We start from the raw sequence: 13,272 nt of genomic DNA on the forward strand, positions 1-13,272 counted from the left end.
GGCCAGTTTGAGCGGTTGTTAGCGTACTGCCTACGGGTGCTGGATACCGATCACCCGCTCACTGCGGTGGTACGCAAGAACCTCGAGGAGGCCGAACGCGAGCTGGCACAGCAGAAAGGCGAATCAAGCACCGAGGAGGACTGACACGCGTTGCATGCACTGCTCACAGCAAACACTGAGGGGTCGGAAGCTTAAAGCTTCCGACCCCAATTCTGTGGGCCCTACCGGGCTCGAACCGATGACCTTCTGGGTGTAAACCAGATGCTCTAGCCAACTGAGCTAAAGGCCCAAAGCGCGTCCTGTAATGAACGCACCAGTACAGCATAGAGTACAAGCAGCAATTACTTGGAATCAGACGCTGTGAGATGCATTGCGCACGCCGCAAAACAGCCAGCGCAACACCGTCACGCAAGACTAAATTGCGTGAAAACTCAGTGCTTTCTCGAACGTGCGGTTAGACGAATACCAGCCCATTCAGGAGCCAGCGCACTTGCCGAAGTCGCGTGGAGCCCGGCAGTGTGAGCAGCCTCTTCAACATCAGAAACCGGGACAGTTCCGGGGCGTCCAGGCTTGGGAATCAAGACCCAGATCAGGCCGCCATCGTCAAGGTTTGACATGGCATCGACCAACAGATCTGCCAGATCTTCCTCTTCGGCATCATCCGCGCGCCACCATACGATCGCTCCATCGACGACATCTTCGTAGTCGGGATCGACAAGCTGATTACCGCTCTCTTCTTCAGCGAGTTGGCGCAGCGCTTGATCCGCATCATCGTCAACGTAGAACTCTTGAATAATCTGGCCCTTCGTGAACCCTAGCTTGACACTCACCGGAGTTCCCCTTCGAGCCACGACACAGACAGTGTTACATCGCTTTTCACGGCTTCAATCGTAATGCACGCAGCGCAATTATTTTTTGTTTCTCTCGATTCCTGTGATTTTCTCAGCAAAGCACCATCTTTGGCCTTGACAAATGAGGCGCGAATCATGGGCCTGAAGTCCCATTTTCACTCGCATTTTCCACTCGCAAGTACCAAAATAGACCTGTAAGCACGAGGGCGTGCCCCACCAGGCGCTTCCGCTAAGTTAATCAGAGGAGTTCGAGATCCAGTGAGCGAGAACCACCCCGTCGTCAACGGGTTACTCAGCCAGGTACCCGACAATGACCCCGCAGAAACCTCAGAATGGGTCGAGTCACTGAGTGGCCTGATCGAAGAAAAGGGCGGCCCACGTGCACGCTACATCTTGCTGCACATGCTCGATGAAGCACGCCGCAAGGGAATCCAACTTCCTCAGGAATACACGACCCCCTACGTCAACACGATTCCTGTCGATCAAGAACCTTACTTCCCCGGCGACGAGGCCATGGAACGCCAGTACCGCCGCTGGATCCGCTGGAACGCAGCGGTGCAGGTGACCAGGGCTCAGCGCCCGGGCATCAAGGTCGGTGGACACATCTCCTCCTACGCCTCGGTTTCAACGCTTTACGAGGTAGGCCTCAACCACTTCTTCCGCGGTAAGGATCACCCGGGCGGCGGCGACCACGTCTTCTTCCAAGGCCATGCCTCTCCCGGACCCTACGCGCGCGCTTTCATTGAAGGGCGTCTCTCTGAAGAAGAGATGGACGGATTCCGCCAGCAGGTTTCCACTCCTCACGGACTCCCCTCTTACCCCCACCCCCGCCAGCTCCCCAACTTCTGGGAGTTCCCGACCGTTTCCCTCGGCCTCGGGCCAGCAGAAGCGATCTACCAGGCTTGGTTTGATAAGTACCTGCACCTGCGTGGCATTAAAGACACCTCACTGCAGCGCACATGGGCCTTCTTGGGCGATGGCGAAATGGACGAGCCCGAATCTCGTGGCATGCTTCAGCTTGCCGCACAGCAGGGACTCGACAACCTGACTTTCGTCGTGAACTGTAACCTGCAGCGCCTTGATGGCCCGGTTCGCGGCAATGGCAAGATCATCCAGGAACTCGAAGCCTTCTTCAAGGGTGCGGGTTGGAACGTTATCAAGGTCATCTGGGGTCGCGGTTGGGACCAGCTCCTGGCCTCGGATAAGGATGACGCGCTTGTTCACCTGATGAACGAAACTCTGGATGGCGACTACCAGACCTTCGGCGCAAATGATGGCGCATACATTCGTGAGCACTTCTTTGGCCGCGATCCTCGGACCAAGGCAATGGTTCAAAACTGGACCGACGATCAGATCTGGGCATTGCAGCGCGGCGGCCACGACTACCGAAAGGTGTACGCCGCATACAAGGCCGCAACCGAGCACACCGGTCAACCGACTGTGATCTTGGCTCACACTATTAAGGGCTATGCGCTGGGTAGCCACTTCGCTGGTCGTAACTCAACGCACCAGATGAAGAAGCTCACCGTGGAAGACGCGAAGCTTCTGCGCGATCGCCTGCAGCTTCCCATCACCGATGAAGAGCTGGAACGCGATCCCTACATGCCTCCTTACTACATGCCACCGGCAGATCACCCGGCTCTGCTGTACATGAAGGAACTACGTGAGAAGCTGGGCGGTTGGGTTCCCGAACGCCGCGATCACCAGCCGAAGCTTCCTGAGCTTCCCTCGAAGCCTTTCGAGGCCCTCTCCAAGGGATCCGGCAAGCTCGAAGTTGCGACCACCATGGCTTTGGTGCGCCTGATCAAGGACCTCATCAAGGACAAGAACGTTGGCAAGTACTTCGTTCCGATCATTCCTGATGAGGCGCGTACCTTCGGCCTGGATGCGATCTTCCCCTCGGCGAAGATCTTCAACACGACGGGTCAGGCCTACACTCCGGTTGATGCAGATATGATGCTGTCCTACCGCGAGTCCGAGCAAGGTCAGGTTCTGCACACCGGTATTACCGAGGCCGGTAGTGCGGCAGCGTTCCAGGCGGTTGGTACCGCTTATGCCACTCACAACCTGCCGATGGTTCCCTTCTACATCTTCTATTCGATGTTCGGGTTCCAGCGCACGGGCGATCAGTTCTGGGCTGCCGGCGATCAGCTTTCAAAGGGCTTCGTCATCGGTGCAACCGCTGGGCGTACAACCCTCACCGGTGAAGGCCTGCAGCACATGGATGGCAACTCCCCCGTTCTGGCATCCACTAACCATGCATTTGTCACATACGATCCCGCTTATGCCTACGAATTGCGGTACATCATGGCCGACGGTCTTGAGCGCATGTACGGTGATGCAGGTGGACGCGATCCGAACGTCATGTACTACCTGACGGTGTACAACGAGCCCATTCACCAGCCCGCAGAGCCCGAAAACCTTGATGTCAACGGACTTATTAAGGGCATCTACAAGGTTGACGATCACGCGAACTTCGGAGGCCCGAAGGCTCAGCTGCTCGCATCCGGTGTCGGCGTGCCGTGGGCACGCGAGGCACGAGAGCTGCTTGCACGTGATTGGGGTGTCGATGCGGCAGTTTGGTCGGTCACCTCGTGGACTGAGCTTCGTCGCGAGGCACTGGACGTGGAAGAGTTCAACTTCCTCCACCCGAACGAGCCTCAGCGCACCCCCTTCGTTTCCAGCCAGCTGCAGGGAACCGAAGGCCCCTTCGTGGCGTCTTCTGACTTTGACCGCCTTCTGCCCGACCAGATTCGTCAGTGGGTACCCGGTGACTACTACGTCTTGGGTGCTGATGGCTTCGGCTTCTCTGATACTCGTCGCGCGGCTCGCCGTTGGTTCCACATCGATGCCGAGTCGATGACGGTTCGCGTTCTGAAGGCCCTGGCTGACCGTGGTCAGATTGATCCTTCGGTTGTCCAGCAGGCAATCGATCGCTACCAGCTCTTCAACTACGCGATTTCCGGAGCAGATCACGCCGGCGAAGAGTAAACACTCCTAAGCTTGCGTAACAACAAGCGTAAGCAAAGCTCAGTGGGTGGTGAGGTTCTCGAAACCTCACCACCCACTTTTGATTGCTCTATTAGTGCAACACATATTTAAAAGCAGGCGTCTGAAAGTTGAAACTGCTTGCAGGCTTTCAGTCTCCGGCGTAATGTCTGTTGTAGAAGCAGCGATGCACCGTGTCAGTGGCGATGTGGAGGTAAGTAGAGTGTTACCTGAATCTGCAGTAATTACCCCCCTCGCTACCGCTGTGTTGGGGTTCCTCAATCGAGCTACAACGGGATTGAGACAATCTCATGGGATTTCACGACAAATGTTGATGCAATGTTCGCTGCCGACACCCTATTCCAAACTTTGATTGATAACCTCACCAACGCAGCGAACGACGCTTATGCCGCTAGACGTATCAACGGTAGCGCAACACTTTTCAACAGTTACGCACTGTCCTCTTAGGGAAAACTATGGATTCAATCAATTTTTATCCTGTTTTAGGTCTTCCTATTGGCTGTTTGGGACTGTACGCCTGGTACGTAGAGACATATACGGACACCCCATTGGCCCAGTTTTGGCGGGCATACAACAAAGCGAATGCGCCACGGCGCGTCAACGAAATTTTCATTCCGTTGTTGATGCTCGGTATGATTTCAGGTGCTCTCTTGCCGTTTTCTATAAAGATCGCTCTGCCACAGCACATCCAATCGGTTATTGCTGGAAGTATTCTTTTCTTCTACATGCTCAGCATCGTCTTTTTATTGCCGATTCCTATTCCGCACATAGTAGACCAACAATGGCAGTGGCATAAACGCCACGGTTTCATCGACGAAAACGGCAAAATTATCACATCAACACCACATCAGACCAACACACAGACGTACCCCATTGGACAGCAAACCTTGACTATTAAAACCAGTATGGAACTATCCGAGACATGGAGAGCACTCGATCTCAATAACCCCAATTCCCCTCTCATCCCTCATCTACCCCATACATCAACGACACTCAACGACCCCAAAAACTCACTCTTCATCGCTGTCGGCACCCCCGAAAGAACCACAGGGTTCCGGCCTAATCTCATCATCACAATGGATCCGACCGGCCAAAACCCCATCCCCCTGGAAGACGTAATCCCACGATGGCTGACGATCGAGGTAGTACCATTCCCCATCCACAGTCCAGACGCAACCATGTCAAGTGGAATCTACATAGATAACCACCAGTCCTACACCGCTATCCAATGGACATGGACACAAAGAATTGCAGAACATAATATCCGCGTCTATGCCACACTGACCTCTACAACAACCCACCTCAACCACATCGCCGAAGACCTACCAGACATGATCAGTAGCCTAGAAATCACACAATGAACGCGAACACACCAAATCCCATTCGCCCCGCGATCGTCATCCCCACAACCTTCGCTCGCTCTTTCATCAGTGTGGCCATCAATCCCCGTAATGGTTTTGAAGAATGGCAACATGTGGAAACACGCGCCGGGCGCCACTTATCGGAAGTATCAACGGGAAGCTCCCTAACGCCCACTGCGCAGGCGCTTCTCGCGCCAATTACCGCATGCACCGGACCAATTTCCCTCTATTCGTGCTCCCCCACATATACACCTGATGCCACACGCAAGTTATGTGTATTCCAAGCAAAGGACCACTCAACAGTCCTTCGTAGCGTTGGCGACACAACTCACGTATATCTCATTGATACCGAGGAAGTTCCTCATGTGGTCCTAGCAAATAGCCCTTTACGCACCAGAGAAGGGGACAATGACGCCCCGAACTATATTTTTGATGCAGCAATTCGCGCAATGAGCCACGCAAATTTCGAGCAAGTACAAAGGCTCCTTGTTGATTCCACCGCTCAAGATAAGTACCGCAATTTCGCGTCATATATACAAAACGGGCTGTGGGAATACACAGCGTGGACACGATGGAGGCGAACAGCCACGACCTATGCTCCTACTTCAAGCGTTACTGCACTCTCCACGCCAGCGTCAACTTATCGCTTTGAAACACCTATAGTTCCTGAGAGCTATCTATCCGCTACTACCTCATTACCATCAAAGGTAGTAAATAGACAGTACGCTCCCCTAGAGCCCTGCTACGAAACACTGCTCTGGTGCTTACTGGCGGCCTACTTCAACTTCACGCCACACACGCTTAAACGCTAGGAGCCGTTAAATGTATGACTTTATCGAATGGAACCTAGAGCAGGTAACCGAGTGCGCAAAAAAGCGTGATGCTGCAGGTGAGATCTTCTCAAATAGCAAGCTCGCCTCAATTTCTACCGGTACTCAACACCAAGAAGATCTCGACGAACTTATTCAAGAAATTAACGGGCTTATCATGGGGCTCACACTTGCATGCGCTGGAGTCTCCCAAGCAACAACAGCGGCCAATCAAGCCTTCCAGGAAGCAGAAGAACAGAACCGCCATGCGTTAGAAACAGATAAGATTTACGGTCACAAAAAAGGCAAGTAATACCAAAATCTCGACATATAAGCATCGGTCGAAAGCACGGTTAGCAATGAGCAGTGAACTTGGTGCAGTTATCCCAGGATTGATTCTCTTTCTCATCGGATTATTCATCTGGTGTTCAGAAACATACAGCGATGCGCAAATCGCTGTTTTCTGGAGGGATATGTCCAGTGATTTCTATTCAAAACGAGGAGCGAGCATACGCCGCCTCGCATGGACGTTATCTGCAATTTTCGGCGGCACAGGTGTACTTCTAAACAGCGCTGGTGCACCGGACTCACTCGTTCTTATCACTGCTGTCTTCGGGTTCTTCTTCTTTCTTCTCATTGCTGTCCTCTATTTCCTTCCGCTCCCAGTCCCTCGCTGCCTAGACGCGCAGTGGCAGTGGCACAAGCGCCACGGGCTTATTGACGAAAACGGGAAGATCATCCCCCCGACCCCTCACCAAACCAATTATTGCTCGTACGCCCTTGGAGGTGAAACCGTGACCATCAAAACAAGCATGGAACTCCCCGACACGTGGAGGGCGTTATCTCTCCCGAATCCGAAAGCGATACTCACTCCACAGATTCCGCCAATAGTTAACGCGACCTCCGCGCACCCCCGTTCCCCTTTAGATGACGCTCTCTTTGTTGCAGTCGGAATTCCGGAAAAAACGACAGGCTTCCGACCGAATTTCATCGTGACCATCGATTTAATGGGGAAAAGCCCGACACCCCTCGATGAAATTATTCCCGGCTGGATGACTATCGAACAGACACGTTTTCCGATCCCAAGTGATGACACACTGATGACTACCGGCCTTTACGTTGACGAAGGACTCTCCTACACAGCGATCCAGTGGACCTGGACTCAGGCAGTTAGTAACAAAACTGTCCGCCTCTATGCGACAGCAACCGCAACAACGACTTCAATTAATTCAATCGCTGATCAACTTCCCCGGATGCTCGAGACTTTGCAGGTGATTTCATGAATACAAAAGATCGCCCCACAATTTCAATTCCGACTTGCCTGACAGAAGCCTTTCGCTCTGCGGCTCTCACATCAGAGAATGGCGAAAGAGTATGGTTAGAAGCTGAAAAAGCGGCTGGACAGCACGTTGAATCCGTTTTTTCTGCAGGCTGCCTGACCGAGGATGCACTGAATCTGTTTGCCCCTATCCAGAAGAGCACTCATCCGATCACTATATATTCACTCTCACCTCATTACACACCCAACGTAATACGTCAACTCTGTATTTTTCAGGCCCCGGTTTCGACAACAGTTTTACGCTCCGTCGGAGAAGAAAGTCATATCTATCTGATCGATACAGAAGAAACCCCCCACGTTTTACTGGCAAACTCACCGATCTTCACTCGTGAGAACGATTTCGACGCTCCAAGATACATTCAGTCGCAGGCAGTTGACGCACTCAGTAGAGGTGATATCGAAGAAGCCAAAGGACTGCTCATAGATCGGACGACTCGATATATGAATCCAAGGTTTCACCGGGAAATTGAGGAAGATAACTGGGAATATTCGGCGTGGACTCGATGGAAGCGCGTTGCCAGCCGCTATGAGCCAATTTCCAGCATCGCAGCGCTATCAACTCCTTCGGCAAGCTACAAGATCGCAACCTCACGTGTGCCATCCAGCTACCTCGCTCCGCCCTGCATGGTTCGTAAACAACGTTCAGATCCGGCACGAGTTGGGCTCGAGGGCTACTATCAAACGATGCTCTGGTGCGAGCTCGCGAATTACTTCAACCTCTAGGAGGTAAGGTGTCTCAGGATATCGATTGGCGTCCAGAGCAGGTGGCGCAAGCGGCGAAAAAAGCTGATGACGCCGGAGAAAGTGCGACAAAAACACGACTCTCTTCAATCCCAGCTGCTGGCAGCAGCCAGGAAATACTCGATTCATTGATTGGTGAAATGAACAATCTAGCCGATCAGATAGCATTCGCTGCTGCAGGGATATCGCATGCGGTGACAGAGGTAAACCAAGCATTTATCCGCGTTGAAGCAGACAATCAGGATATAGCCAAATCGGCGATTCTTTCATCCTGAAATAACCACTAATTTGGGAGCCCACCTGGTTTAGGTCGAGAGAGCTAATCTCCCGATTCCAAACTAAGCAAGAAGATCAATCGACCTGTGCGCCTCGATAATGAGGGTTCGCAAGGTTTTCCGGCGAAAGAATCGCCTCGACCTCTTCATCCGAAAGCAATCCCATCTCGGCAATCACTTCGCGAACGGTCTTCCCCTCTGCAGCAGCGCGCTTACCCACAACATCGCCGAGGTGGTGCCCGATCACATCATTGAAGTAGGTGACGATCCCGATCGAGTTTTCGACATAAGAGCGGCAGACCTCGGCATTTGCCGTGATTCCATTGACGCAGCGCTCACGAAGAGTGTCGCACGCATTCACAAGAAGATCGATGGATTCAAAGGTTGCTTGCGCAATAACAGGCTCCATGACATTCAACTGAAGCTGCCCAGCTTCAGCAGCCATTGTCACAGTTTGGTCATTTCCGATGACCTTAAAGCACACCTGGTTGACAACCTCGGGAATAATCGGGTTCACCTTTGCAGGCATGATCGACGAACCAGCAGCCATCTCAGGAAGATTAATTTCATTCAAACCAGCGCGCGGTCCCGAAGCAAGCAAACGAAGATCATTACAAATCTTCGACAATTTCACGGCTGTGCGCTTAATTGCTGCATGCATTGACACATACGCACCGGTATCGGAAGTCGCCTCAACTAGGTGGGTTGCAGCCTTGACTCGAGAGCCCGTAATGCGACGCAGGTGACGAACAACCACGTCCTGATAACCAGTAGGGGTATTTAAGCCTGTACCGATTGCCGTTGCACCCAAGTTCGTTTCCAGGAGAAGCTCTGCATTCACCTCAAGACGTGGATCTTCCTCACGAAGGGTGACTGCAAAGGCTGTCATTTCTTGTCCGAGCGTCATCGGTACCGCATCCTGTAACTGCGTACGGCCCATGGTCAGCACGTCACGGAATTCATCGCCCTTCGCTGCGAAAGCATCGGCAAGATCTTCTACAGCCCTGCGGAGCCTATCGATCTTTCCGTGAAGCGCCAAGCGGAATGCAGTCGGATAGGCATCGTTCGTCGACTGCGAATGATTCACATGATCATTGGGATTGATCACGTCATAATCACCGCGAGGAAGCCCAAGCATCTCCAGTGCGCGATTCGCAATGACCTCATTGGCATTCATATTGACACTGGTACCCGCACCACCCTGGAATTGATCAATCGGAAATTGATCCATGCAGGTTCCATTAGTCAAGATATCGTCACAAGCGGCAACAATAGCCTCTGCGGTCTTAGCGCTGATCACATGGAGTTCACGATTCGCCAGCGCGCAGGCCTTTTTTACCTGGACGATTGCGCGGATCATCTCAGGAACTTGGTTGATTGTCCGACCACTGATTTGGTAGTTCTCAAGGGCGCGAAGCGTGTGGATTCCCCAGTATGCCTCATCAGGAACTTCTCGCGTACCCAGCAGATCTTCTTCGATTCGTGCCACCTGTGATTCTCCTTGAGTTGGTGTGGTCGCAGACAATAACGCCATTCTAGGTCAGAAGTTTGACGCTACTGTGCCAGCTCACCGACACTGCTCGCAATATCTCCGATGGTCACCCATTGGGATACCGCGGCATCCGGGATAGTGATTGCCAGTTCATGTTCGAGGGCCGAAACAGCGGCATATAGAGATAAAGTGTCCAGATCAAGCGCGCTCAATAAACACGCATCATCGATATTCTCTGGAACCACTGAAGCGTTTGTAACAAGCGCATCCTGCACAACCTGACGCACATGCTCAGCGCGTTCCTCCGCCGCCTGCTCACGCGCCCCTTCAATTGCCTCAACGGGTGCAGCATCAGAATTCGAGGCTAAGGCCTGCCCGAGTGCATCTCCTAAAAGGTCACCGATAGTACCCATAGATGATTAGCCTACGCGGTTGAGCCAGCGAACAGGCGCTCCTGCTCCTGCGTGACGGAAGGGCTCCAGCTCATCATCCCAAGCCTGGCCCAAAGCAAGATCGAGTCCTTCACGCAGTTCTTCATAAGAACTTGCCTTTTCGATAGCTGCACGCACGCGGTCTTCGGGAACGACGACATTGCCAACGCTGTCCATCTGCGCATGGAAAATACCCAATGACGGAGTATGCGACCAGCGTCCTGCATCGCAAGAAGGGCTGGCTTCTTCGGTGACCTCGTAGCGCAGGTGTTCCCATCCGCGTAGTGCCGAGGCCAAGCGAGCTCCCGTACCGGCGCTTCCCACCCAGGAGTATTCGCATCGGAGCATTCCCGGGGCAGCCTCTTGGGGGGTCCACTGAAGGTGAACTTCACTTCCCAAGGCAGCACCGACAGCCCACTCGATATGCGGACATAGAGCGGGCGGCGTTGAGTGTACGAAAAGTACACCGCGGGTATAGGACCCTCGCATTGTGGCCTCCTGTGTTTGAGGATCGTCTTCCCCTACGCCCTCAATCCAATGCCACAGCAAACGGTGTACGCCTATTCTAACGCAAAAACTGCGGCGGATCGCGTGGGATCCGCCGCAGTTGCGCAAAGATCAGTTCGACATCTGTCTTTTAATAGTTTGCCTCGCGAATTTCACGCAGAGCGCGTTTACGCGTCTTGCGATCCAGGCGGTCGATATAGAGCATGCCATCAAGGTGATCACACTCGTGCTGAATACAACGAGCCATCAGCTCTTCACCTTCGATGACTACCGGCTTGCCATCCAAGTCAATACCTTCGCAGCGGGCGTACCACGCGCGCTCCGTGGGGAACCAGAGCTGAGGAACAGACAGACAGCCTTCGTCACCGTCCTGATACTCGTCTTTGCTGAGCTCAACGATCTTCGGGTTCAGAACGTAGCCGATCTCCCCATCAATGTTGTACGAGAATGCACGCAGCCCCACACCGATTTGGTTGGCCGCAAGACCTGCGCGCCCGTCCATGTCAACGGTCTCAAGCAAGTCTTCGACCAATGCCTTCACAGAAGCATCGATTTCAGTAATGGGATCGCAGGGGGTTCGAAGGACCGGATCACCGATCACACGGATCTCACGCAGAGCCATTTACTTCCCCTCCCCCATCAGCTCACGATGCAGCTGCTCGATACGCTCAACCGCAGATTCAACCGGAACCTCGAAAGACTCACCGCTTGCACGGAGACGAATCTCGACCTTGCCCTCTGCCAAACCGCGGCCAATAACAACTGCAATCGGAAGACCAACCAGTTCTGCATCGGCAAACTTCACACCAGCAGACACCTTGCGACGATCATCGAAGAGAACATCGAAGCCATCACGATCCAATGCCGATGCGATCGACTCCGCAGCCTCGAAAATCTCATCCGTCTTACCCGTAGCAAGAACGTGGACATCAAATGGTGCAATATTTGCAGGCCATGCCAAACCGCGCTCATCGCTATTGGACTCAGCAAGTGCCGCCAGAACACGCGAAACACCAATGCCGTAAGAGCCCATGGTGACAACCTGGCTCTTTCCGTTTTGGTCCAGAACAGTAAGGCCCAAGGACTTTGCATACTTGCGGCCCAGCTGGAAGATATGACCAACTTCGATACCGCGTTCCAAGTGAAGCGGACCAGAGCCATCTGGAGCCTGATCGCCCTCGCGAACCTCGGCGGCCTCGATGGTACCGTCGGCGGTAAAATCACGCCCCATCGTCAGCCAGTACACGTGCTTTCCGGGAGTATTTGCGCCAGCGATCCACGTGGTTCCATCAACCACGCGAGGATCAACCAAGAAGCGAATACCACCCACAGGATTACCATCCTCATCGAGGTGGCGAGCAGGCGAATTCGGTCCTGCAGCCATGGGACCGATGTAACCGGGAACCAGCTCGGGGTGCTTTGCCAGATCTTCCGGACCAGCCATTTCAACTTCTGCTGGCGCAACTGAAGCCTCGAGACGCTTCATATCGACATCGCGGTCACCGGGTACACCCAGGAGAACGACCTCACGCTCACCGTCAGGGTGCGTGAGCGTGACAACGAAGCTCTTCAATGTATCCGAAGCCTGCCACGGGCGATCATCACGGGGGTAAAGCTCATTGGAGCGCTCAACCAAGGCCTCGATAGTCGGGGCATTGGGAGTTTCGCGCATCTCGAATTCGGGAATGCCATCGAAAGGAAGCGGCTCGGGAGCAGGCGTCACCACGGCCTCGGCGTTGGCAGCGTAGCCTCCCGGAGAACGCACGAAAGTATCCTCGCCAATCGGGCTGGGGTGAAGGAATTCCTCGGAACGAGAGCCACCCATGGCACCCGACATCGCGGAAACAATCACGTACTCCAAGCCCAGACGCTTAAAGATGCGCTCGTAGGCATCGCGCTCATTCTGGTAGGCAACATCCAGACCAGCATCATCAATATCGAAGGAATATGCGTCCTTCATGACGAACTCACGGCCTCGAATCAGGCCCGCGCGCGGACGAGCTTCATCACGATACTTCGTCTGAATCTGGTAGATCGTCAGAGGCAGGTCCTTGTACGAGGAGTACTGATCCTTCACCAAGAGGGTGAACATCTCCTCGTGGGTAGGAGCCAAGAGGTAGTCCCCACCCTTACGGTCTTGCAGCTTGAACAGGGTCGGACCATATTCATCCCAGCGATCGGTCGCCTTGTAAGGCTCTGCGGGAAGAAGCGCAGGAAGGTGAACTTCCTGAGCGCCAATACGGTCCATCTCCTCACGAACAATTGCCTCTACCTTGCGCAACAGGCGCAGGCCAAGAGGAAGCCACGTGTAGATACCGGGGGCAGTACGACGAATGTAGCCCGCACGGACAAGGAGCTTATGGGAAACAACTTCGGCATCAGCCGGATCTTCGCGCAGAGTGCGCAAGAAGAAAGAGGAAAGAGTTCTTAACACACCTCAATCCTAAAGCACGGCGG

12 protein-coding genes and 1 tRNA gene are annotated in these 13,272 nt (G+C 53.7%); 6 read left to right on the plus strand and 7 right to left on the minus strand.

Annotated elements, in window-relative coordinates; translation table 11 throughout:
• Nucleotides 1-215 precede the first annotated feature (215 nt).
• A tRNA-Val gene (locus tag HGAS_RS06705) sits at nucleotides 216-289 on the minus strand.
• A gap of 142 nt (nucleotides 290-431) precedes the next feature.
• A complete protein-coding gene (locus HGAS_RS06710; protein ID WP_009748093.1) occupies nucleotides 432-830 on the minus strand; it encodes a DUF3052 domain-containing protein in 399 nt (132 codons plus the stop codon).
• A 279-nt stretch (nucleotides 831-1,109) separates the two neighbouring features.
• Here HGAS_RS06710 and aceE point away from each other — a divergent pair, with 279 nt between their 5' ends.
• From aceE to HGAS_RS08540, 6 genes are all read left to right on the plus strand, one after another.
• On the plus strand, nucleotides 1,110-3,842 hold the full coding sequence (gene aceE / locus HGAS_RS06715; RefSeq protein WP_019127058.1) for a pyruvate dehydrogenase (acetyl-transferring), homodimeric type: 2,733 nt from the start codon (nucleotides 1,110-1,112) through the stop codon (nucleotides 3,840-3,842).
• A 473-nt stretch (nucleotides 3,843-4,315) separates the two neighbouring features.
• Nucleotides 4,316-5,221 (plus strand): hypothetical protein, encoded by a 906-nt coding sequence (locus HGAS_RS06720; protein ID WP_019127059.1) that lies wholly within the window; start codon nucleotides 4,316-4,318, stop codon nucleotides 5,219-5,221.
• An 822-nt stretch (nucleotides 5,222-6,043) separates the two neighbouring features.
• A complete protein-coding gene (locus tag HGAS_RS06725; RefSeq protein ID WP_019127060.1) occupies nucleotides 6,044-6,343 on the plus strand; it encodes a hypothetical protein in 300 nt (99 codons plus the stop codon).
• Nucleotides 6,344-6,389: 46 nt separating this feature from the next.
• Entirely contained in the window at nucleotides 6,390-7,313 is a 924-nt protein-coding gene (locus HGAS_RS06730) for a hypothetical protein (RefSeq protein WP_019127061.1), read from the plus strand.
• Nucleotides 7,310-8,092 (plus strand): hypothetical protein, encoded by a 783-nt coding sequence (locus HGAS_RS06735; RefSeq protein WP_019127062.1) that lies wholly within the window; start codon nucleotides 7,310-7,312, stop codon nucleotides 8,090-8,092. The genes HGAS_RS06730 and HGAS_RS06735 overlap by 4 nt, the downstream gene beginning before the upstream one ends.
• A gap of 8 nt (nucleotides 8,093-8,100) precedes the next feature.
• Nucleotides 8,101-8,385, plus strand: a complete 285-nt coding sequence (locus HGAS_RS08540) for a hypothetical protein (RefSeq protein ID WP_019127063.1) — start codon at nucleotides 8,101-8,103, stop codon at nucleotides 8,383-8,385.
• 76 nt (nucleotides 8,386-8,461) lie between these two features.
• Here HGAS_RS08540 and aspA read toward each other — a convergent pair whose 3' ends face one another.
• The 5 genes from aspA to HGAS_RS06765 all read right to left on the minus strand — a co-directional run bounded on the left by aspA (nucleotide 8,462) and on the right by HGAS_RS06765 (nucleotide 13,249).
• Complete coding sequence (aspA, locus tag HGAS_RS06745) at nucleotides 8,462-9,874, minus strand: aspartate ammonia-lyase (RefSeq protein ID WP_019127064.1); 1,413 nt, start codon at nucleotides 9,872-9,874, stop codon at nucleotides 8,462-8,464.
• A gap of 65 nt (nucleotides 9,875-9,939) precedes the next feature.
• The gene (locus HGAS_RS06750; RefSeq protein WP_019127065.1) at nucleotides 9,940-10,290 is read right to left on the minus strand and encodes an acyl carrier protein; all 351 of its coding nucleotides are present in this window, start codon (nucleotides 10,288-10,290) and stop codon (nucleotides 9,940-9,942) included.
• A gap of 6 nt (nucleotides 10,291-10,296) precedes the next feature.
• Nucleotides 10,297-10,797 (minus strand): DUF3145 domain-containing protein, encoded by a 501-nt coding sequence (locus HGAS_RS06755; RefSeq protein WP_009748084.1) that lies wholly within the window; start codon nucleotides 10,795-10,797, stop codon nucleotides 10,297-10,299.
• A gap of 148 nt (nucleotides 10,798-10,945) precedes the next feature.
• Nucleotides 10,946-11,437 carry a peptide deformylase gene (gene def / locus HGAS_RS06760; protein ID WP_009748083.1) on the minus strand — a complete coding sequence of 164 codons (492 nt, stop codon included), beginning with the start codon at nucleotides 11,435-11,437 and terminating at the stop codon, nucleotides 10,946-10,948.
• Entirely contained in the window at nucleotides 11,438-13,249 is a 1,812-nt protein-coding gene (locus tag HGAS_RS06765; RefSeq protein ID WP_019127066.1) for a proline--tRNA ligase, read from the minus strand. It lies immediately after the preceding gene.
• Nucleotides 13,250-13,272: the final 23 nt, after the last annotated feature.

It is taken from the genome of Actinomyces sp. ph3 (genome assembly GCF_000308055.1).
GTDB lineage: Bacteria > Actinomycetota > Actinomycetes > Actinomycetales > Actinomycetaceae > Pauljensenia.